The organism is Actinomadura spongiicola, assembly GCF_003432485.1.
GTDB classification, from domain to species: Bacteria; Actinomycetota; Actinomycetes; order Streptosporangiales; family Streptosporangiaceae; genus Spirillospora; species Spirillospora spongiicola.
On record NZ_QVNQ01000002.1, the window covers coordinates 491,879 to 514,324 of the forward strand.

General features: G+C 67.1%; 16 protein-coding genes. 5 read left to right on the forward strand and 11 right to left on the reverse strand.

From position 1 onward, the window contains the following. Positions 1-63 precede the first annotated feature (63 nt). Positions 64-3,120: a bacterial transcriptional activator domain-containing protein gene (locus tag D0T12_RS06985; RefSeq protein WP_117398965.1), complete on the forward strand. Its 3,057-nt coding sequence runs from the start codon at positions 64-66 to the stop codon at positions 3,118-3,120. 8 nt (positions 3,121-3,128) lie between these two features. Here D0T12_RS06985 and D0T12_RS06990 read toward each other — a convergent pair whose 3' ends face one another. The 4 genes from D0T12_RS06990 to D0T12_RS07005 all read right to left on the reverse strand — a co-directional run bounded on the left by D0T12_RS06990 (position 3,129) and on the right by D0T12_RS07005 (position 7,284). Next, on the reverse strand, positions 3,129-4,232 hold the full coding sequence (locus D0T12_RS06990) for a YncE family protein (protein WP_147339418.1): 1,104 nt from the start codon (positions 4,230-4,232) through the stop codon (positions 3,129-3,131). A 68-nt stretch (positions 4,233-4,300) separates the two neighbouring features. After that, positions 4,301-5,359 (reverse strand): NYN domain-containing protein, encoded by a 1,059-nt coding sequence (locus D0T12_RS06995; protein WP_117398621.1) that lies wholly within the window; start codon positions 5,357-5,359, stop codon positions 4,301-4,303. Between the two features lie 55 nt (positions 5,360-5,414). Next, positions 5,415-5,675 (reverse strand): acyl-CoA carboxylase subunit epsilon, encoded by a 261-nt coding sequence (locus tag D0T12_RS07000; protein ID WP_117398622.1) that lies wholly within the window; start codon positions 5,673-5,675, stop codon positions 5,415-5,417. Between the two features lie 16 nt (positions 5,676-5,691). After that, on the reverse strand, positions 5,692-7,284 hold the full coding sequence (locus tag D0T12_RS07005; RefSeq protein WP_117398623.1) for an acyl-CoA carboxylase subunit beta: 1,593 nt from the start codon (positions 7,282-7,284) through the stop codon (positions 5,692-5,694). 65 nt (positions 7,285-7,349) lie between these two features. On the opposite strand from D0T12_RS07005, the gene D0T12_RS07010 reads away from it, so the two are divergent. Further along, positions 7,350-9,947 carry a phosphoenolpyruvate carboxylase gene (locus tag D0T12_RS07010; RefSeq protein ID WP_117398624.1) on the forward strand — a complete coding sequence of 866 codons (2,598 nt, stop codon included), beginning with the start codon at positions 7,350-7,352 and terminating at the stop codon, positions 9,945-9,947. Between the two features lie 81 nt (positions 9,948-10,028). On the opposite strand, the gene D0T12_RS07015 is transcribed toward D0T12_RS07010, so the two are convergent. The 5 genes from D0T12_RS07015 to D0T12_RS07035 all read right to left on the reverse strand — a co-directional run bounded on the left by D0T12_RS07015 (position 10,029) and on the right by D0T12_RS07035 (position 17,400). Then, positions 10,029-13,463, reverse strand: coding sequence for a DEAD/DEAH box helicase family protein (locus D0T12_RS07015; RefSeq protein WP_117398625.1), 3,435 nt, complete (start codon positions 13,461-13,463; stop codon positions 10,029-10,031). A 21-nt stretch (positions 13,464-13,484) separates the two neighbouring features. Beyond that, positions 13,485-14,606 (reverse strand): restriction endonuclease subunit S, encoded by a 1,122-nt coding sequence (locus tag D0T12_RS07020; RefSeq protein WP_117398626.1) that lies wholly within the window; start codon positions 14,604-14,606, stop codon positions 13,485-13,487. Next, positions 14,603-16,120 carry a type I restriction-modification system subunit M gene (locus tag D0T12_RS07025; protein ID WP_117398627.1) on the reverse strand — a complete coding sequence of 506 codons (1,518 nt, stop codon included), beginning with the start codon at positions 16,118-16,120 and terminating at the stop codon, positions 14,603-14,605. Before D0T12_RS07025 ends, D0T12_RS07020 begins: the two co-directional genes overlap by 4 nt. A gap of 297 nt (positions 16,121-16,417) precedes the next feature. Beyond that, the gene (locus D0T12_RS07030) at positions 16,418-16,603 is read right to left on the reverse strand and encodes a DUF397 domain-containing protein (protein WP_117398628.1); all 186 of its coding nucleotides are present in this window, start codon (positions 16,601-16,603) and stop codon (positions 16,418-16,420) included. Continuing rightward, a complete protein-coding gene (locus D0T12_RS07035; protein WP_117398629.1) occupies positions 16,594-17,400 on the reverse strand; it encodes a helix-turn-helix domain-containing protein in 807 nt (268 codons plus the stop codon). The genes D0T12_RS07030 and D0T12_RS07035 overlap by 10 nt, the downstream gene beginning before the upstream one ends. 136 nt (positions 17,401-17,536) lie before the next feature. Here D0T12_RS07035 and D0T12_RS07040 point away from each other — a divergent pair, with 136 nt between their 5' ends. After that, positions 17,537-17,932, forward strand: a complete 396-nt coding sequence (locus tag D0T12_RS07040; RefSeq protein ID WP_117398631.1) for an ATP-binding protein — start codon at positions 17,537-17,539, stop codon at positions 17,930-17,932. Between the two features lie 444 nt (positions 17,933-18,376). Here the strand turns inward: D0T12_RS07040 and D0T12_RS07045 are convergent, their stop codons facing one another. Both D0T12_RS07045 and D0T12_RS07050 read right to left on the reverse strand, forming a co-directional pair. Continuing rightward, positions 18,377-18,958: a class IV adenylate cyclase gene (locus D0T12_RS07045; RefSeq protein ID WP_117398633.1), complete on the reverse strand. Its 582-nt coding sequence runs from the start codon at positions 18,956-18,958 to the stop codon at positions 18,377-18,379. After that, entirely contained in the window at positions 18,958-19,887 is a 930-nt protein-coding gene (locus D0T12_RS07050; RefSeq protein ID WP_158581433.1) for a radical SAM protein, read from the reverse strand. The genes D0T12_RS07045 and D0T12_RS07050 overlap by 1 nt, the downstream gene beginning before the upstream one ends. Before the next feature lie 427 nt (positions 19,888-20,314). On the opposite strand from D0T12_RS07050, the gene D0T12_RS07055 reads away from it, so the two are divergent. Beyond that, positions 20,315-21,040, forward strand: coding sequence for a DUF899 family protein (locus D0T12_RS07055; protein WP_117398635.1), 726 nt, complete (start codon positions 20,315-20,317; stop codon positions 21,038-21,040). Beyond that, entirely contained in the window at positions 21,037-22,440 is a 1,404-nt protein-coding gene (locus D0T12_RS07060; protein WP_233525882.1) for an MFS transporter, read from the forward strand. The genes D0T12_RS07055 and D0T12_RS07060 overlap by 4 nt, the downstream gene beginning before the upstream one ends. The last annotated feature ends 6 nt before the right edge of the window (positions 22,441-22,446 follow it).

Consider the following 22,446-nt stretch of genomic DNA (forward strand, 5'->3'; position numbering starts at 1 on the left):
TCCTACGATGAGGGCGACGTCCACGCGTGGTGCAGGCAGGGACCGGCGAACGGCAGGGGCGCTATGGTGACGCGGCACGGACAGAGAACCCACGGCACCTCCGGCGGGCGTGGGGGGCCGTCCCATCGCAGGGCACCGGTCAAGGTCGGGCGCGGCGCGGGCGACGTGCTGGCCGGGATCGGCTCGATCGTCGCGCTGACCGCGCTGGTGGTGGGCGTCCCGATCGCGTTGCTGGTCATGTTCGGGTCGCCGCTGCCCGACCAGGTGCCGTCCACGTCCGACCTGACGGGACGGGTGGGGCCCGGCGCGCTCATCGACATCCTGGCCGCGCTGGTGTGGCTCGCCTGGATCCAGCTCGCGGTCTGCGTGGTCGTCGAGGTGTACGCGGGGATCCGCGGCGTCGGCGTCCCCGCGCGGGTGCCGCTGGCGGGCGGCGCGCAGTCCCTGGTGCACCGGCTCGTCGTGGCCGCGCTGCTGCTGTTCAGCGCCACGTCCGTGATGGTTCCCGCGTTGTCGGGGGTCGGCGGGCTGACGCGGTCCGTGGCGCACGCGGAGGAGCTCCAGCAGCCCCCGGCCGCCGCGCCGCAGGGCCCGGCCCTGGCCACCCCCGCCGAGCGGGTCGCCGCGCAGAACCCGGTGGACGAGTCGGCCACCACCAAGATCTACCGGGTGCGGCCGCCGGAGGGACGCCACCACGAGAGCCTGTGGGAGATCGCCGAGAAGTGCCTGGGGGACGGGCGCCGCTACAAGGAGATCTTCAAACTCAACAACGACCACGTCCAGCCGGACGGGTCACGGCTCACCATCGCCAGCCTGATCCGGCCCGGCTGGATCCTGGAGATGCCCGCGGACGCCAAGGGCGCGAAGGTCATTCCGGCCAAGGACCTCAAGGACTACTTCCAGCACGGTCACGCCGTCCCCGACAAGCCCGCCAAGCCTGAGAAGCCGCAGCGACCACAAGAGCCGGAGCGGCCCGCGCAGCCGGAGCCGCCGCGCGAGTCGGCGCCGCCGACCCCGCAGCCACAGCAGCCCGCCCCACCACCCACCAGCAAACCGCCCGCCACACCACCACCCACCACACAACCTCCGGCGGCGTCGCAGCCGCCCGCCGCCAAGCCCCCGGCCTCAAAGCCCCCGGCGTCCAAGCCCCCGGCTTCGAAGGCTCCGGCGCCCAAGCCCCCGACGTCGGAGACCCCGGTGTCGCAGTTGCCCGACGCGCGGCCGTCGGCGTCGCAGGAGGAGACCGACCGGCTCGACATCGGCTGGCCGCACGGGCTCGCGGCCGGTGCGCTGATCGGCTCCGGGCTGCTCGTCGTCCTCGGCCGGCGCCGCCGCGCCCAGATGTGGAACCGCGAACCCGGCGCCATGATCGCGCGACCGCGGGGCGGCGCGGCCCTGGCCGAGCGGGCGCTGCGGCTCGGCGCCGACGACGACGCGGCGCGCCTGCTCGACCTCGGTTTGCGGCACCTGTCCAAGTCGATGGCGGCGGGCGGCCGTCCGCTGCCGACCGTGTACGGCGTGCATCTCGCCGGCGCGCAGAGCCTCGACCTGTGGATCGCGCCCGCCGACCGGAACCCGCCCGCGCCGTGGCAGGCGTTCGACGACGGGCAGGTGTGGCGCCTGTCCGGCGACGCCCTCGCCGGACTCGAGTCGTCCGACCTCGGTGACGTCCTCGCGCCCTACCCCGGCCTGGTCTCGATCGGCACGAACGACAACGGCCGCATCCTCGTCGACCTGGAGGCCGCGCACGGCCTGATCGCGTTGCGCGGCCCCGAGGACGTCCGCCGGGCGGCGCTGTCGGCGATCGCGATCGAGCTGGCCACCAACCGGTGGTCCGACCACATGCGGATCACGCTCGTCGGGTTCGACGGCGGGCTCGGCGAGGGGCTGCGGGAGATCGCGCCGGACCGGGTCCGGTCCGTCGCGACGCTTGCGGACGCGCTGCCCGAACTGGAGGGACGCAGCGAGGAGGTGCGGCAGGCGCTCGCCGCGTCGGGGGTCGACTCGGTCCTCACCGGACGGTGCCGCGGCGTGTTCGGCGAGGCGTGGATGCCGCACTACCTGATCATGGCGGACCAGCCGTCGGAACAGGACGCGGACCGGCTCGTCGCGCTCGCCCGCACCGGCACCCGGATGGCCGCGGGCTACCTCGTCCCCGGCGACGTGCAGGGCGCCACCTGGACCTGGGACGTCGACGACGCCGGACGCCTCCAGGCGGGCGTCCTCGGCTTCGAGGTCGAGGCGCAACTCGTCGAGGACGACGCCTACCGCAACGTGTTCGACCTGTTCAGGACGGCGAGCCGCAACGATTCCGTCCAGCTTCCCGGCCTCGCCGGGGGCGCGGAGCCGCCGACCGCGCAGCAGTCCTCGGTCGACATCCGCCTGCTCGGCCCGATCGAGGTGGACGCGCCCGGCCCGATGGACGAGGACCGCCGCGACCTGTGCACCGAACTGCTGGTGTATCTGGCGGCGCACCCGGAGGGCGTCCACCCGACGGTGCTGTCCGGCGCGATCTGGCCGCGCGGGGTCCCCGCGGGCGTCCGCGACGCGTGCGTGGCGCGCGTGTCGGACTGGCTCGGCCGGGACGCGCGGGGCCGCCCGAACCTGTACTACGACGAGCGCGGCCGGATCAGGCTCGGCTCGGAGGTGCGGGTCGACCTCGACGTGTTCCGCTGGCTGGTGTGGCGGTCGGCGGCCGAGCCCGCGTCCGAGACCGCCTACATGTCGTACGCGCTGGACCTCGTCCGGGGGCCGCTCCTCGCGGGCCGTCCGCGCGGCCGGTACGCGTGGCTCGCCGACCATGTGCTGGAGTACGAGGCGTCCGCGCGGGTCATCGACGTCGCGCACCGGCTGGTCGTGCTGCGGCTGGACGAGGGCGACGCGCGGGGAGCGGTGAGCGCGGCGCGCGCCGGGCTGCGGCTCGCACCGGACGACGAGGGCCTGTGGCGTGACCTGCTCCGCGCCACCCACGCCACCGGCGACGTCGCGCAGGTCCGGGTGATCGTGGACGAGATGCGCGGCCGCATCGCCCGGGACCCGCTGTTCGACCGGCTCCAACCCCAAACAGAAGCGCTGGTGGAGGAACTGCTTCCGGACTGGCGCGGCGTCGGATCACGCTGAGCCGCGCTTCAAGAACCCGGCTGCAAGCACAACGCCGCCGGACGCCCCCCGACATCGACCTTCCGCAGCACGCTTCCCGTCCGGGTCGACACGGCGTAGACGAGCCCGCCGGGGTCGGCGAGCCACAGCGCCGACCCGTCCGGCGACAGCCCGCCCGGCGTCGCGGGTCCGCGCCCCGGCAACGGCCACCGGGACACGACCCGCCCGCCCCCGACGTCGACGACGGCGAGAACATCACCACCCACGACGAACACCCGGCGCCCGTCCCCACCGACGACCAGGCTCCGCGCGCCCGGCTCGGTCGGAACGAATCCCAGCGGCACGAACCGCCGCGCGTCCACGACCCACAGGCCCCCCGCAGCGGGATCGGCGACATGGAACACGGCCCCACCCGGCGCCGACCGCAGGTCACCGGGCCGGGCCCCGCGCGGGAGCCGGATCGTCCCGGTGACACGGCGCCCGGTGAGATCCACGCGGACGAGCGTGCCCGCCGACGGGCACGTCGCGACCAGCGCCGACCCGTCGGCGGTGAAGTCGGCATGACCCGCCGCGCACGGCAGCGGCACCGCCGCCCTCGCCCGCATCGTCACCGGGTCACGAACGCCAAGGCGACGCGGGGACAGCACCAGCGCGTCCCGCCCGTCCCGCGTGAAGTACAACCCGGCGGCACCCTTCACCCGCACCGGCCGCCCCCGCTCACCACCGTCCACCCCGACCGCGACAAGAACACCGTGAGCCCGGTCGACGACCCACAACCGCCGCGAATCCGAAGACGGCACGATCCGCGCCGCCGCCGCCCCGGCGCGGACGCGTTCCATGACCTGGAGCGTGCCGGGGTCGAGGACGTCGATGACCCGGCCGTGCGCGACGTACAGCCGCGACGTCGCCACCCGCCCGGCGGGCACGGGGACGGCGGGCGGGACGCTCTCCGGACGCGGGGGCAGGTACGGCGCCGGCCCACCGAGCCCGATCGCCGGGCCGTCCGGGGAACCCTGACCGGGCCGGTAGAACGGGACGGGCGACTCGCAGCCGACGAGCACACCGCAGGTCACCGCAAGGGCCGCGGCGACCCGGAACACGGCGGCCCGCGCTCTCCGTCCCTCCCCTGTCACGGCGGGGACCTTACCGGGAGACGACACCGAGTACTCGGATAACCGCGAAACGTGACGCGCGTCGAGAGCTAGTCGGATTTGCCGATGCCGATGCCGAACTCGCGGTAGACGCGCTCCCAGAAGCCGTCGCGCAGCCAGGTGCGGGCCTCCTGGTAGGGGCGCAGCGAGGAACCGAGTTCCTTCTCGGCCTCGATCAGCAGTTCCTTGTCGATGACCGGCGGCAGGATGGGGCCGGGCAGCAGGTCACGGATGTTGTCCCGGCCCCGCTCGAAGATCCACTTCTGTGCGACATGCTCGCCGATCTCCAGCATGTGGTCGCGTTCCGGCCCGAGCTTGCCTTCGGCGAGCTTGCCGTCCGTCGCGGCGGAGTTCATCGACGCTGCCACCGTGGCGGGCGTCGCGCCGGTCGGGGCCGGGACGCTGGCGCGGACGGTGGCGGGCGTCGGCTTGACTGCCGGGGGCCGTCCCGCGAACACCTGCGACGGGGACGGGACGGGGCTCGTGCGCTGCGCGGCGGACGCGGCGTCCCGGACGGCGGCGGCCGTCCCCGGCCCGGGCAGCAGTTTCGCCTTGGTGAAGTAGGGGCGCAGGAAGTCGGCGGGCAGCACCTCGACCGTGTCGGACTCCCACACCAGCCACTCGGCCTGGTTCGAACCGTGCGTCGGCTCGACCCCCCACAGGTGCACGCGGACCCCGTAGCGCTGGGCCGCCTCGACGGCGGGCAGCATGTCCTCGTCACCGGCCAGCAGCACCGCGTCGGTGATCGCGCGATGCCGGGCCAGGGCCTCAAGGTCGGCTCGGAGCTGGGCGTCCACACCCTTCTGCTGGCCCTGCGCGTTCAGGTTCCCGAGGCGCAGCTTCACCAGCGGCAGGTTCGCGATGACGCGCTGGTCGACCGTCGGCTGCCGTTTCGGCGCCGCGTCGAACCAGTACACCCGCAGCAGTTCGCCCCGCCGTTGCTCGTCGGCGTGATCGGTCAAAGCCTTGATCAGCTTCTCGGCGGCGACCCGGTATTCACGCCTGGAGCCGCAGCTGAGCAGCAGGGCACCGGAGGCCGCGTAGAGGTATCCCGCGTCGACGAAAATGGCGTAGCGCGCGGGCTGTGGGACGAACTCCGAGGTGGCCATGGCCTTCCACCTTATTCGTGCCGGGCCGTCGCTGGGCGTGAACCAGCGTTGTCCGTCAGCGCGGTAGGGCGCTCGCCCGCCACGCTCCGGGGCCGCGGGGTCGCGGTCCGTCCGCGGCCGTGGCGCGCACGAGCCGGGTCCGGTCGGCCCATCGGGACGGCCGGGGCGCGCCGTCCGCCGCGTTCCCGGCGGCCTCGGCGGCGCGGGCGCGGGCGGTCAGCACGGCGACGAGCGCCGCGATCTCCTCCGGGCCCGGGTCGCCCCGGACGACCCGGAGGAACGGCTGATCCGATGCGGTCACCAGATCTCCCCACATGTTGGGAGGGTCGCGGTCACAGCGGGATGTTCCCATGCTTCTTGGGCGGCAGCGTCCGGCGCTTGTCCCGCAGGGCCCGCAGCGCCCGCACGACCTGCCCGCGCGTCTCCGACGGCTTGATCACATTGTCGACGTAGCCGCGTTCGGCCGCGATGTAGGGGTTGGCGAGCGTGTCCTCGTACTCGGTGATCAGCTCGGCGCGGCGGGCGTCGGGGTCGTCGGCGGCGGCGAGCTCCCGCCGGTACAGGATGTTCACCGCGCCCTGCGCGCCCATGACCGCGATCTGCGCGGTCGGCCACGCCAGGTTGACGTCGGCGCCGAGGTGCTTGGACCCCATGACGTCGTACGCGCCGCCGTACGCCTTCCGCGTGATGATGGTGACGAGCGGGACGGTCGCCTCCGCGTACGCGTACAGCAGCTTCGCGCCCCGCCGGATGATGCCGTTCCACTCCTGGTCGGTGCCGGGGAGGAAGCCGGGGACGTCCACGAACGTCAGCACCGGGATGTTGAACGCGTCGCACGTCCGGACGAACCGGGCGGCCTTCTCGGACGCGGCGATGTCGAGCGTCCCGGCGAACTGCATGGGCTGGTTCGCGACGATGCCGACCGAGTGGCCCTCGACCCGCCCGAACCCGACGATGATGTTCGGCGCGTACTGTTCCTGCACCTCCAGGAACTCGCCGTCGTCCAGCACGTGCTCGATGGCGGTGTGCATGTCGTACGGCTGGTTCGGCGAATCAGGGATGAGCGAGTCGAGCTCCTCGGCGAGTTCCTCCGGATCGACCGCGACATCGAACACCGGCGCGTCCGACAGGTTGTTGGACGGCAGGTACGACAGCAGCGCCTTGACGTACTCGATCGCGTCGTCCTCGTCCGACCCCTGGTAGTGCGCCACACCGGACCGGGAGTTGTGCGAGTGCGCCCCGCCCAACTCCTCCATCGTCACCTCTTCACCGGTGACCGTCTTGATCACATCAGGCCCGGTGATGAACATATGGGACGTCTGATCGACCATCACGATGAAGTCGGTGATCGCCGGCGAGTACACGGCGCCGCCCGCGCACGGCCCCATGACCAGCGAGATCTGCGGGATCACCCCGGACGCGTGCACGTTCCGCTTGAAGATCTCCGCGTACAGCCCGAGGGCGACGACGCCCTCCTGGATCCGCGCGCCACCGGAGTCGTTGATCCCGATCACCGGGCAGCCCGTGGTCATCGCATGATCCATGACCTTGCAGATCTTCTCGCCGAACACCTCGCCGAGCGACCCACCGGAAACAGTGAAGTCCTGGCTGAACACCGCGACCGGACGCCCGTCGACGGTCCCGTACCCGGTGACGACGCCATCACCGTAAGGCCGGTTCTTCTCCATCCCGAAGTTCGTCGACCGATGCCTGGCCAGCTCGTCGAACTCGACGAACGACCCTGGGTCGAGCAGCGCGTCGATCCGTTCCCGCGCCGTCATCTTCCCCTTGGCGTGCTGCTTCTCCACGGCCCGCGCCGAACCGGCGTGCACGGCCTCGTACCGGCGCCGCTCCAGATCCGCGATCTTCCCGGCCGTGGTGTGGACGTCGTAGTCCACCGGGGGTTCAGGGGCTTCCGTCGCCATGCGGGTCAGGTTAACCGGGAACCGCCCCCACGGCCGTCGGCGGGGGACTCGTTACGCTGGGTCGAATGGCCACGAAGACACGCGACACCTTCCGGCAGGACATGCCCGAGCCGCTTCGCCGCGACGTCCGCCTGCTCGGCGCGATGCTCGGCGACGGCCTGGTGGAGTACGGCGGCCAGGACCTCCTGGACGACGTCGAACGCCTCCGGCACGCCGTGATCGCGGCCCGCCGCGGCGAGACCGCCGTCGACGACGTCGCGTCCCTCGTCGACGGCTGGACACTGGAACGTGCCGAGCAGGTCGCCCGCGCGTTCACCGTGTACTTCCACCTGACGAACCTGGCTGAGGAACACCACCGCATCCGGACGCTCCGCGACCGCGACACCGGAGACACCGTCCCCGGCTCGATCGCCGCCGCCGTCCAGGAGATCCCCAACTTGGACGCCCTCCTCAACGGCTTGGAATTCCGCCCTGTCTTCACGGCCCACCCGACCGAGGCCCGCCGCCGCGCCGTGGTCACCGCGATCCAACGCATCAGCGACCTCCTCACGAACCTGAACATCACCCCGGGCGTGACCGAACGCGAGGAGATCGAACGGCGCCTCCGCGAGGAGATCGACCTCCTGTGGCGGACGGCGCTGCGCCGCGCCGCCCAGATGGACCCGCTAGACGAGGTCCGCACGGCGATGGCCGCGTTCGACGAGACGATCTTCCGGGTGGTCCCGCAGATCTACCGCTCCCTCGACCGGGCGCTCGGCGGCGACGGCACCCGCCCCCCGAAGGCCCGCCCGTACCTGCGCTTCGGCAGCTGGATCGGCGGCGACCGCGACGGCAACCCCTATGTCACCGCCCAGGTCACCCGCGACGCCATCATGATCCAGGCCGATCACGTCCTGCGCGCCCTGGAGACGGCCTGCGGGCGGATCGGCCGCGAACTGACCGTCCATGAATCGACCACCCCCGCCTCGCCCGACCTCCTGAACGCCCTTTCAGCCGCCCGCACCGCCCACCCCACCCCCCTCGGCGAGATCGCCAAACGCTCACCCGGCGAACCCCACCGCCAACTGCTCCTCTACGCCGCGTCCCGAATAGCCGCCACCCGCGAACGCGACGCCGACCTGGCCTACACGAGCCCGGACGAACTCCTCATCGACCTCCGCCTGGTCCAAGACTCCCTCGCGACAGCCGGGGCGACCCGCCAGGCCTACGGACGCGTCCAACACCTCATCTGGCAGGTCGAAACATTCGGCTTCCACCTGGCAGAACTAGAAATCCGCCAACACTCCGAACTTCACGAAAAGGCCTTGGCCGAGCTGGACGGCGACCACTCCGACACCACCACCGAAATCCTCGAAACCCTCCGCGTAGTCGCCTGGATCCAGAAGCGTTTCGGCGTCCACGCCTGCCACCGCTACATCGTGTCGTTCACCCGCTCCGCCGATGACATCGCCAACGTCCACACCCTCGCGGCCTCCCTGGGCGACGGAGCCCCCACCCTCGATGTCATCCCCCTCTTCGAAACGGGCGAGGACCTGGAACGCGCCCCCCACGTCCTGGACGGAATGCTGCGCATCCCGGCCGTCCAGAACCGCCTCAGCGAAACCGGCCGCCGCCTGGAGGTCATGCTCGGCTACTCCGACTCGGCGAAACAACTGGGCCCCACCACCGCCACCCTCCGCCTCTACGACACCCAAGAGGCCCTCGCCGCCTGGGCGTCCCGCAACGACATCGCCCTCACCCTCTTCCACGGCCGCGGCGGCTCCCTCGGCCGCGGCGGCGGCCCCGCCAACCGCGCGATCCTCGCCCAGGCCCCCGGCTCCGTCGCGGGCCGCTTCAAGGTCACCGAACAGGGCGAGGTCATCTTCGCCCGCTACGGCCACGCCGAGATCGCCAAACGCCACGTCGAACAGGTCACGAGCGCCGTCCTGCTCGCCTCGACGAGCACCGTCCAGGACCACGCCCGCGAGGCCGCCGCCCGCTTCCGTCCCCTCGCCGACAAGATCAGCGAAGCCGCCCGAGCGGCCTTCCGCTCCCTCGTCGAAACCCCCGACTTCGCCGCCTGGTTCGCCCAGGTCAGCCCGCTGGAAGAGATCGCCGACCTCCGCATCGGCTCCCGCCCGGCCCGCCGCAAGGCGGCCCGCGGCCTAGAAGACCTGCGCGCCATCCCTTGGGTGTTCGCCTGGACGCAGACCCGCGTCAACCTCCCCGGCTGGTACGGCCTCGGCAGCGGCCTCGCCGCCGTCTCCGCCGACGGCCGCGACCTCACCGAACTCCGCGACGCCTACGAAACCTGGCCCCTCTTCAACACGCTCCTGGACAACGCCGAGATGAGCCTGGCCAAAACGGACCGCGCAATAGCCGAACGCTACCTCTCCCTGGGCGAACGCCCCGACCTCACCGAAACCGTCCTCACCGAATACGACCGCACCCACCGCCTGGTCCTAGCGGTCACACACCACGACCGCCTACTGGAGAACCGCCGCGTCCTCTCCCGAGCCGTAGAACTCCGCAACCCCTACGTGGACGCCCTCTCCCACCTACAACTCCGAGCCCTCAAGTCCCTCCGCAAGGGCGTCACAGACGACGAAGAACGCACCCACCTGGAAGCACTCCTCCTCCTCTCCGTCAACGGCGTAGCCGCCGGCCTCCAAAACACCGGCTGACCCCCCGCCATATCCCTCGCCGAGCAGCCGCACTCCGGCCTAGCCCTCCACCTCCACTCGGGGGGTGGAGGGCGCCTACGGTCAGCCTGCTTGCGAGCCGGTCGGGACGGCGGTGGAGCGGACATGCTCCAGGACGTGTTGGATGGATGTTACCTCCGCGTTGGTGAAAATGTCCTCGGGGCCACCGGGAGCGAGACCGGTGAACGGAGGCTCGTAGAGGTCGCCGATGTCGACGATTCCGTTCTTCGCCAGAAAACCGATGAGGATCTGGAGGAAGTGGAGCTGCGCGGCTGAGAACGTCCGGCCCGCCTGGAAACGGTCGAACGCGGCGGTCGCGGCCTCGTACTCCAGGCCGGTGATGGAGCGAAGGAAAAGGCCGAGTTGCCCGTACTCCTCCTTGACCTGATCGATGTCGTCGGACGTGCCGAACCCGGAGTTGATGAAGACGTCCTCGAGGTGGCGGATGTCGAGAGACGTGATCTGACGGTTGCGCAGCAGTTTCTGTACCGGCAACTCGTTCTCGTGGCTGCGTAGATAGGTGCGGACCTTGCTCTCGAACCGGGTCCGATTGGTGCCCAGCGAGACGCCTCTGAGCTCCGCCTGGGTGAGTTCGCCGAGTTCGTCCTCGAAGTCGGTGTAAAGGACGCCCTTCTTGGCCTTCTGGATGAGTTTGGCGAGGACACGCAGGCGGCGGCGCATCAGCTCCAACATCGGAAGCGAGACGTCCTGCCACCATTCATCCATGGTGACGTCCGACAACAGTTCCCGCTCCCGCGCCACGATCGGGTTGTTGAGCGTGGTCGGGTCGAGCAACGCCTCAGCGATCTCCTGAACCTGGTCGCGCAGCGCGTCGTAGGCGGGATCGCCGTTGAGGACGGCGAGCTGGAGACGGAGGGCGAGCAGGTCGAACCGCTTGGCCTCCTCGCCGTTCTCGTCCTCGCGGAACTCGGTGGGCAGACCGGCCAGGTTCTCGGTGAGCTCGTCGCGTTTCTCGGCGGTGATCCGCTGCCAGTTCGCCGGGTCCTGGTAGCGCTCGACCTCGGCCAGGCGGCGGCGCACCTCGATGTTCCCGGGATTCATGCCCGACACCTCTTCCTGGAGGCGGGCGGCGAGATCCCGGCGCAGACCGGCCTCGCTCTGCGTGCCGTCCGAATCGGTGGACGGCTCCGGGGCCGGGTTCTCCAGATCGAGGCCATAGAGCAGTTCGGCGCGCTGCCGGAACAGGCGTTCACTGAGGGACGGTTGGACGCGGCCCTCCGTCGTGGTGATGTCCTGGTTGAAGAACTCGACGTTGCGGCCCAGGTCGAAGACGAGGAATCCCTGCTTGTCGTTGTTGGGACCGAACAGGTCGGGGCACAGGCGGGTGCCGCGCCCGATCATCTGCCAGAACTTCGTCTTGGACCGGACGAGTTTGGCGAACACCAGGTTGACGACCTCGGGGATGTCGATACCGGTGTCCAGCATGTCGACGGAGACGGCGATGTGCGGCGGTGAGTTCCGCATCGAGAACTTGTCGATGAGGTCCTGCGCATAGGCGGCGTCATGTGTGATGACCCGGGCGAAGTCGCCCCGATGCTCGGGATAAAGCCGGTCGAAGCGTTCGACGATGAATTCGGCGTGCTTCTTGTTGCGGGCGAAGACGATGGTCTTGCCCAGCCGGTCCCCGCCTTCGACCCGGGCGCCGTACTCCATGAGCGTCTGGAGCATCTTGTCGATGGTGTCCTCGTTGAACAGGAACCTGTTCACGTCGTCGGCGGATACCTGGTCGGGGATGCCGTCGTCCTCGTCCCAGTCGAGAAGTTCCCACGTCTGCTTTTCCTGCTCCGGCAGGTCGTCGTAGCAGATGCCGCGCTGCGGGAACTTCAGCGGGACGTTCACCGCGTACGGCGGGACGAGATAACCCTCGGACACGGCTTCGTCTAGCCCGTACACGTCGGTCGGGACACCGTCCTCCAGGTTGAACAGGCGGTAGGTGTTGCGGTCGATCTCGTCCTTCGGCGTCGCGGTCAGGCCGACCAGGAGGGCGTCGAAATAGTCGAAGATCGCGCCGTACTTCTGGTAGACGGACCGGTGCGCCTCGTCGATGATGACCAGGTCGAAATAGCCGGGGCCGAACCTGCGCAGGTCTCCGTCCGTCTCGTTGATCAACCCCATCATCGTCGGATAGGTGGAGATGTAGACCCGACCGTCCTCCCTCCGATCGGCCAGAAGGTTCACGATCGGTGTGCTCGGCAGGTGGGCTTTGAAAGCGTTGGTGGCCTGGGTGACGAGGGCCTGCCTGTCGGCGAGGAACAGGACCCGCTTGATCCAGTGGGCGCGCTGAAGGAGGTCCACGAGCGCGATGACCGTGCGGGTCTTGCCCGAACCCGTCGCCATGACGAGGAGCGCCTCACGCTGCCTGTCACGCTCGAACGCTTCGGCGATACGCCTGATGGCGCGGCTCTGATAGTGGCGGCCCGCGATCTCGTCGTTGATTCCGACACCGGCGAGCGCCTGACGGCTGGTGCGTCGCTGGATCAGCGTCCGTAACTGGTCCTTGGTGTAGAAACCCTGGATTTCGCGTGGCGGGTAGGTGACGTCGTCCCAGATGAAGGTCTGGTAGCCGTTGGTGTAGAAGATGACCGGACGCTGGCCGAACTGCCGTTCAAGCGCGTCGGCGTACAGTTTGGCCTGCTGCTTGCCGGTCGTCGCGTCCTTCGTGGTGCGTTTGGCCTCGACCAGCCCGAGCGGCTTGCCGTTGTCGTCCCAGAGGACATAATCGACCTTGCCGTTCCCCGACTTCGATGGCAGACCAGTGACCGGAAACTCACGGTCGTCGTCCTTGTCGAGCCGCCAGCCAGCCTCCTTGAGAAGGAGATCGATGATGAGAACGCGGGTCTCGGCCTCGTCGTAGTCGTGCGTGTCCGGCTGGACGGTGTTCGCGACCTTGGCGGCCTTGATCTCGGCGCGCAGTTTGGCGACCTCTTTGTCCAGGTCCTGCGTCCTGCGCCGTTCTTTGACCAGTTCCTCTTGCTGCCGCGCGTACCGCTCGGCAAGCTCCCGAAGCTCGGTCTGCTTCCTCTTCCGCACCCCTGAGGACTCGGGGGTGGGGATGAGCGACGTGTCGAACTCCAATGCGGACACGGGCGCCCCGCCTGGGCTGCGGGCGTAATGCCGTGCGATCCAGTACATGACGTGAAAGAGCTCGGTGACCGTCCGGACCGCATCACCGGCACTGACCGGCCCCTGCCGGTGAACGGCCGCGTTTCCCTGCCGCCGGATCACGTCCATCTTCGTCCGGATCGGCGGCCCGACCACCTGCGTCAGGGTCGGTTCCGCGATCAGCGCCGCGAGATCACCGCGATAGGGAAGCTTCAGTGCACCATCGGCGCGATACAGCCAGTTGACCGCGAGTTCGAGCGTCCGCCGCGCATAGAAGCACGAGGCCCGCGGATCGGCATTCGCCAGTCCCTCCGCCCGGACGGCTTCGTCGTACAGATCAGGCCACTCACCTTTGAGAAACCCGAAGTTGCTCACAGGCCACCCCTACCCGAAGACTCAGACCCCCCGATCCTCCCACAACTCCCCCCGAAACGCCCGGTCTTGCACAGACCTGAACAGGTCATCCAGCTCGGCCACCTGACGTTGGCTTCTTTCCGCTACAACTCGAGTTGCAGTAACACGCTCCGCGAAAGCAGCGATAAGCTCATCCGGCGGCCGGGGCACAGGAAGTCCACGAAGAATCTGGAGATTAATATTCTTCTGGGCCGACTCTGGTGCGAGTCTTTCGATCGACTCTTGAACGAGCAGAAGCCACACTCGTACATACTGGCTCATCGATTTATCGGCCGTGAAGCCGACAACGCTATCGGGAAAACAGGCGTCGAACTCCAAGATGCCGACTTTGGCTATATTTGCGGCGATCGTAATGCACAGCGTACCGCTAGGCCACATCTTACTTTGCAGTAGGCCCATTTCGGAGTACGTACTTGAGAAGCTCGTTATATAGCCTCCAGAGTTGGCTACATCTCCCGTTTGAATCAATGGGTACGGGCCTCCGAGTAGTTTTGGGTCGTTCCTCGGGCGATGCTTTGAAACTCCGCGATCAAGTTCGCCTAGATCGCCCAGCCGTGACGTAGGCCACTCTTTGGGATTGGTAAACGGGCTGCCGAACATATCGAGGAAGATGGACTGGGTGAGGTCGTCGAGGAGAGCAGTAGCCGCTCGGCGTCTCGCCCGCAGTGCATCCACTCGGTCTAGTAGCCGTACAATTTCTTGTTGCTGCTCGATGGGAGGCAAAAGCAGGCGCTTCCGGTAAGCGTCACTTCTGCTCAAGCCCGGAACCGCTGCCGCACGGTTGAGTTCAGTTAGCCCAAGTGACCGGAGACGATAATAGAGCCATCTCAGGTCGACATGAGTTGCCGAAGAGTCGACATAATATGTCGTATCGATAGGCCAGCAACTGGTCGTGGAATATGCAACTTCGCCCAAAGAGCCCTTGCGTCCAATAATCACAGTCGGACCGTCGCTCAATGGCGATATATGCGTGTCCACCTGGCCATTTGAGCCATAGACTGGATAGGCGCCGGCGACCCTTTCTTTTGCGGGGAGACTCTTACCGTACTTGAACTCGCAAAATTCTCCCAGTGAAACTTCTTTCCAGGCAGTACGTTTGGTCATCCCAGTACTTCTTTAAGGTTCGACAGGCTCCGTTGGATGTCACTCTCAATATGCTCTAGTTCTTCGATGATTTCCAAGGGTGGACGGTGTTTCACTGTTTCATGGACAACCTCTTTGTAGCGTTTGATGCTCAGATCGTAGTCCTGGTCCAGGATCTCCTGCTTCGAAACATAGAAACTCTGTTCTGTGCGGGCACGTTCTTGCTCGATTCCTCCGCGACGGTTCCAGCGGGCCAGGAGGTCCGGGAGGTTGTTCTTGGTGTGCTCGGCCTCATTGAGTGGCGAAGTTGGTGTGGGTCCGAGTTGGGTTTCGGGGAGGAGGGGGGTTCGTTTGTCGTCCAGGCTGAAGCCGTCGGCTGTCATGTCGTAGAACCAGACGTTGTCTGTCCCGCCGCTATTGGTCTTCGTGAAGATGAGGATTGCGGTCGAGACACCCGCATAGGGCTTAAATACGCCGCTGGGAAGCTTGACGACGGCATCTAGTTTCTGGCCTTCGACGAGAAGTTTGCGGAGGCCCTTGTGGGCTTTGGTGGAGCCGAAGAGGACGCCCTCGGGGACGATGACGGCGGCGCGGCCACCGGGCTTGAGTAGGCGGAGGAAGAGAGCCAGAAAGAGCAGCTCGGTCTTCTTGGTCTTGACTATCTGCTGAAGGTCCTTGGCGGTGGTCTCGTAGTCGAGGCTGCCAGCGAAGGGGGGGTTTGCCAGGATCAGGGAGTACTGCTCGGCCTCGGCGGCGACGTTCTCGGCCAGCGAGTCGCGATAGCGGATGTCCGGTTGCTCGATACCGTGCATGAGCATATTCATGCTGGCGATGCGCAGCATGGTGCTGTCGAAGTCGAAGCCGTGGAACATGCTGGAGTGGAAATGCTTCTGGCTGGTGGCATCCAGCAGGGCGTCACTGTGCTCGCGTTGGACGTACTCGGCGGCGGCGACCAAGAATCCGGCCGTGCCGCATGCGGGGTCGCAAATGTCGTCCTCCGGGCCGGGGTTCATCATCTCGACCATGAGTTGGATGATGTGCCGGGGTGTACGGAACTGGCCGTTCTGCCCAGCGGTAGCGATCTTGCTGAGCATGTACTCGTAGAGATCGCCTTTGGTGTCGCCCTCGCCAAGCGGGATGTCGTCCAAGAGGTCCACGGCCTTGGTGAGCAGGTTCGCCGTGGGGATGGTGAAACGGGCGTCCTTCATGTGGTGGGCGTACGTGGAGTCATCCCCGCCGAGGCCGCGCAACCAGGGGAACACGCCGTCGCGCATCATGGTGAACATGGCCTCGGGCTCGAGTTCCTTGAGCCGAGCCCACCGTAGGACGTCAGTGTCCTCGGTGTAGATCGGGCTCACTGGATCGCCGCCTACGCGGACCGCCTTGCGCTCCTTGGCCGTCTGGATGTCCTCCAGGCGGCGCAGGAACATCAGGTAGGTGATTTGTTCGATGACCTCCAGGGGGTTGGCGATCCCCCCAGCCCAGAAGGCGTTCCAGAGGCGGTCGATCTTGCTTCTCAGTTCACCCGTGATCACGTGTGTGAACCTTAGTCGATCCCGGCGTCCCGCGTGCCCAACTCACGCAGGTCAGGAGCATCCGCGGCCGAGCATGGAGGTCTGCCTAGTCGGTCGGCCGTCGTGCGCGCGACTCTATGGTCACCGGGCGCGCTTCGATGAACTGTTGACCTAACACAAGTTCGTCATACTCGACGAGACGCGAGTGGGTAGCGGCCTGTCAGGCTCTCTTATGTGCAGTGGTTTATTTTGGCAGGCTGCCGACGCAGAGAACCCCCCGAACCCGATGTCGGGTTGCTGGGGGCTCTCTGTTGTGTGCTAGAGGTTCTTGATGGTCTCGGCGAGGTGGCGGAAGTCCTTACGGCTCACGAGGATGTGACCACCGTGCGGGTTCTTGCTGTCACGGAGTGCGACAGTGCCCGGAACGCTGGCGACTTCGACGCAGTTGCCTCCATCGTCGCCGCTGCGTGTGGCCTTGCGCCATGTGGCGGTGCTCAGGTCCATCGCTCGTCTATGACCTTTCTGATCAACGCTCGCGACTCCTTTGCGCTGAGCGCTTCCGCTTGGAGTGTAACGAAGGCTTCGGTGGTCTTCTTGAGGTCTTCTGGCCTCGTTGACGTCTCGCCTCCGTATGCCTTGTCCGTGACCACGACCATCGACATGTCCGGAAGGGTGGCGACGGTGAACGACGTTCGCACGCCACGATAGTAGGCCAAGGGCGCGATCTGGATATTGATCTCCTCACGTAGAGACAGCTCGATGAGGTATTCGAGCTGCTCGGTCATGGTCTTCGGGCTGTCGATCTCGCGATACAGGACGGTTTCGTCCATTACCACAGAGAAGACGGGTGGGGGGTTCCTTTTGAGAATTTCCTGCCTCCGCATCCGGCTTTGAAAGTCCTCCTCGTTCGGGAGAAGGAACCGGGCATACGCGTCCGTCTGGAAGAGGCCGTAGACGAGCATCGTTTCGTACCCGCGCAGCATGTCAGCCATGACTTCTGCTTTGGGGAAGTCTACGAAGTATGCCGGGTACTTAATGGTCTTGAGTTTTTCGAGTAGTTCGTCCCAGGTCTTGACGAGTTCCCCGTTCGCGTTGAGTGCCTTGTCCACCCGGATAGTGAAGTCTCGGCGACACCTGGTCCGCGCTCGCTCTACGTGGCTGATGTAGGAGCGTGCCACGTTGACCTGGCGTGCCAGCTCGGCCTGGTTGAGTCCGGCTGCTTCTCGACGCCGCTTGAACTCGCGAGCGAATCCGACCAGCTCAGGGTCGACCTGCATCTTGTTTTCGCTGTTGAGAGCCATGTGGATCTTCCTTTCGTGATGAGTGAATGGTGAGTAACTGTTAGACGGGCGCGGGTAGTTCCTTTCTCCGTCCTTTTCAGTATGCCTCCGTGTGTCTTCATGTGGGGAACGAATAGCCGATTCGAAGGTCGTATCGATGTCCGCAATCGCTCAGGCGCCAGAGGTGCCGACACTGATCCTCGAGCCCACTGTCCATGCGCCGAAGATCGCAAGAGACTTCGTCGCCAAGTGTTTCTGTGATCTGGGAATCGCAGACGATTACCCGGGTCGCACCGTAGTAAGCGAACTGGTGACCAATGTCTGCGAACACGTCCAGACCGGACACATCGTCGTCCGAGTGATCGAGAGCGAGAACAGGTCCGTGCTCATTGAAATCTGGGACCAGGGTGAAGGTATGCCGGTCCTCTGCGAAGCCGGGGAGAACGCCGGATCAGGCCGTGGACTGTTCCTGATATCAATGCTCGTCCGCGACTGGGGAGTGCGACCGATCAGCGAAGGAGGAAAAATCGTATGGGCAGAGCTCGACCGCTGACCGTCCGGGCGGAAGGGCCAATACTTCGTCTGCGCACGCACCTCGGACGGTCAACAGCCGTGAGGTATCTGGACGCGCTCAGTGTCGCCCTCAAACCTCTGGGGTACCGGCCGGTCCGGCTCTACCGACCTAGGAGTTTCCGGTCCCGGTCGCCCTGCCGGTGCTGTGGGAGCCTTTCCTGTGGGTGTACGTCCCTGGTCCGTACAGTCCCGTCGAAACGGTCCTGAACGCTCGGGTCGTACCGAACCAGATGTGGGCGTACCACGAGGCTCAGCGCGGCAGGCAGGGATACCTGTCCCCGTACGGAGACGTGAAGGGGCGGCCGAGGAGATCGACAGGCTTCTCAAGTCCCGGATGTATCCGGGCAACGCTTGGTGACACGGGGGTGCGCGGTGGGGGAGCGCGCGTCCTTCGGTCGGAAGCGCATCGAGGCCGCGGCCGTTCTCAACGACCTGGTGTCCCTGCGGGCGTGGTGTCGCCCTGACCTGTACGGAAACGCAGTTCCGGGATCTCGTTCAGGTCGTACCCGTATCGGCGGTAGATCTTGATGGTGTTCTCGCCGGTCAGGTCGTTCGCGTTGAAGCCCAGCAAGGCGGCGACCCGGAGGACGTCGCCCTCGGTGTCGGCCTCGATCTCCAAATATGGCGGGATGAGCGGCCAGTGGTCTATCTCCAGACGCGCCCTGTCGAGGACGAAGGACTCCCGCCGGTTCTCCTGGTAGCTCTTAGGCCGGTAACCGAGGAGGCCGAGGATCGCGTTGGTCCGCTCAAAATCCGACACCGCCACCTCGGTTTCGCGAGTACCGGAGACGCTGTCGTCGATGATCTCCTTGACGGTGAGCGTGACCTCCGCACCGGTGTCCCGCAGCCGTATCCACCGTGTGTTGTCTCCGGGCGTGATGTCGTAGACATACCGGCGCATCAACCGATCCGGCACGGTCCGTCTACCGCCCTTGGCAATGATCAGCCCGGCCACCCGCGCCGGATCGATCGCCAGGACGCGCGCCTCGTGCTCGATGTCGGTCATCAGTCTCCCGTGTCGGATGGACGCTCACCGTGATTCTCCCTCAGGGTCGCGTACTCGGTCTCCCGGAAACGCAAGACTTCGCGTGCCGCGTCACCGGTGACGAACTGCTCAACCGGCTGACATAGGTCCATGCGCTGGATACACACACCCACTTGGTAGCGGCCATCGCGGTCGCAGTACAGGCGCAGCCCGTAATAGCCCTCCTGGTATTCGCGGTCGTTGTTGAACCGGCAGGAGGCGCAGGTACGTGGTAGACGTACCGGCCGGATCTGCTTGAAATGGACCAGCCGCCCGGAAGGCAAACGGTAGGTGGTCCGAGCGCCGGACGTTCCCGCGATCAGAAGCCGCCCTGTCGGGACAGCGCCAAGGTCCTGAAGAACGCCGTAAATACCCTTGATCGAGGCAACGCCGCCATCAAGGGAATTGAGCAGCCGGACCGACAGACGCGTGGAGTAGTGTTCAAGAAGATTGATCACCCTCTGCTTGTGGGAGTAGTCGGGAACCACGAGGTTCGCGCTCGTGGATACTTCTAGACCGATGGCCGTGTCGATGGAGTCGGCTAGGGCGTCCAGCTTCCGCCGCCCCAGCCGTTCGGAGGTGTAGCGAGTACCCTGAACCTCCGCCAGTTCGGCCGCTGTCGTCCCGAACACGGAAAAGTTGACGCGTGACAGCCCAGCCGCGACACACCGCGGGATCAGTCGTGCACCGTTCTCTCCGTTTGAGGTCATCGCCACCGTCAGCCCAAGCGAGCGGGCGATTGCGATCAACTCCGGTAACCGAGGGTGCAGGGTCGGTTCTCCTCCGGTCAGGTGGATCTCGTTAATGTCGAGCAGATCCCGCATCGACACCAGAGCTGAGACGAAGCCCTCATCGGGTGACATCATGGCCGGGACGAACCCCACACCATTGGTCGCGGCGTAGATCGACACTCGTCCGGAGCGACCGCCTCTTGGCCTTGGAATGTCCTTCTTGGCGCTGGGACGGCGTAGTCGGCGCGCTCGTACTGTATACCGCCGTCCAGGGCCTGGCATCGCATCGGGCTGTTCCACCTCGACGGTGCGGCAGGAGTTCTCCGCCAAGTCGAGCGCGCCTCCAGGGCGCCACCGAGGCGCATGGCCCGCTTCGGGGCGCGGACGGCGACAGGTGAGTTCCGCCCGCCGGGCCGGGCGTGCGGCCGAGGTGAGGCTCGTGTACGAGGAGGCGTTGAAGCTCAGGCCTACCGAGGCCGAGCGGTACTGCCTGGGCCGGATGTCGTCGGGGGTTGGATTTCAGATTTTTTTTCCGGGTGATGTCGATCCGGGGAGGGTGCCCTTCGTCGGTGGGGCGAAAGTCCACCGAGAGGAAGGGAGAAACCCGATGGACGCCATGCCTGAGATCGCCGACCGCGAGACCTTCCAGGCCCAACTGGACGAGCTTCGGGTCCGGGAGAAGGCGCACACGCGTGCGGGCGACGCGATCGCGGCGGCCCGGCGGAGGCTGCCGATGGTCGAGGTCGACGCCACCACGCCGCTGGTCGGCACAGACGGCCAGGTCACCCTCCTGGACGCCTTCGAGGGACGCCGCCAGCTGATCGCGTACTACATGATGTGGCACACGGGCCACCCGGCCGCGGAACAGTGCGAGGGCTGCACGTACTTCAACGGAAAGGTCCGCGAGCTGTCCTACCTGCACGCCGCAGGTATCACGTATGCGACCTTCTGCCAGGGCCCCTACGAGGAGAGCGTCCGGTACCGCGACTTCATGGGCTGGGACATGCCCTGGTACTCCGCCGAAGACTCCGTCGAGACACTGCTCGTCGGACGCCGGGTCGGCATGTTCCACCTGGTCTGCTACCTGCGGGACGGCGACCGCGTCTTCGAGACCTACTGGACGACCGGCCGTGGCGTCGAAGCCCTCGACAACACCTATCCGCTCATGGACATGACCGTCTACGGGCGCCAGGAGGAATGGGAGGAATCGCCCGAGGGCTGGCCGCATGACGGCTCGATCGACGGCGGCTTCCACCGCGTCAACGGACGTCCCGCCTCGCAGTGGCCCCGGCTGGAGGCCGGACACTCCGACGACCTCGGAACCAGGTCGTGACCCGGTTCAGCGTCCGGGATCGGCTCGTCCTGCTGGTCTTGCTCGGCGCCGGATTCATGCTGTCCGTCGACTTCTCGATCCTGAACGTCGCGTTGCCGGAGGTCGGCGCCGGTGTCGGGTTGGGCGTGCAGGGACTGCCCTGGATCACGTCGGCGTACGCGCTGCCCGCCGCCGGGTTCACGCTGGTGTTCGGCCGCCTCGCGGACCTGTTCGGCCGTCGCAGGCTGTTCTTCGCCGGAATGGTGTTGCTCGTCGGGGCGTCCCTGCTCGGCGGCTTCGCCGTCAATCCGGAGATGCTGCTGACCGCGCGGGCGTTGCAGGGCTTCGCGACCGCGATGACGATCCCCGCGACGCTGTCGCTGATCACCACCATGTTCGCCGAGGGCCCGCTGCGTGAGCGTGTCCTCGGGTTGAACGGGGCGCTGTTGTCCGGTGGTTTCACCGTCGGCGCGCTGGTCGGCGGCACTCTGGTCGGGCTGTTGAGCTGGCGGGCGGCGTTCTTCGCGAACGTGCCCGTCGCCGTGGCCATCCTGGTGGCGACACCCGTCCTGATCGGTGAGAGCAAGGCGCCCGGTCGGACGCGGCTGGACCTGCCCGGAGCGGTCACCGTGTCCGGCGGTCTGCTGGCCGTGGTCTACGCGGTCATCGAGCGGAGCGTTCCGGCGGCGGTCGTCGGTGTGCTGTTGCTGGGCGCGTTCTGGATGATCGAGTTGCGCTCGCCCGCGCCGCTCGCCCCGGTGCACATTCTGCGGCGGCCCACGGTGAAGTGGGGCAACTACGGCGGGTTCATGATCTTCGCGATGGAACCCGCGATGATCTTCTTGATGACCCTCTATCTCCAGGAGGTCCTGGACCTGTCGCCACTGGCCACGGGGTTGATCTTCGGGATTCCCGGGTTGGCGTCGGTGGCCGCAGGGGTGATCGCCGGACGGGTCATCGGCCGTCTCGGCGGCCGCCGCGTCCTGGCGGCGGGCCTCGCCGTGCAGGGGCTGGCGACCGTCCCGCTGATCTTCCTGGGGGCCGACCGGGCGGCGATCGTCGTCCTCGTACCGGCGCTGTTCATCGGGTTCTTCGGACACGTCGGAGCGATCGTCGCGTTCACGGTGACCGCGACGTCCGGCCTGCCGGACGAGCAGCAGGGTCTCGCGACGGGCCTGGCGTCGATGACCCAGCAGGTGGCCCTGACCGTGGGCATCCCGGTGATGGGCGCGGTCGCCGCGTCCCAGAGCGGGGAACTGGCCGGTATCCACCTCGCACTCGGCGTGATCGTGGCCGTGACGCTCCTCAGCGTGGCCGTGGTCTGGTTCGGGCTGCGCCCGCGCGACCGCGGTGGCGAGGAGATCGCGGCGACGCCCGTCGGCGTGAGTCCGGCGACGAGCGAAAGGGCCGTTCCCTTGTGATGGCGT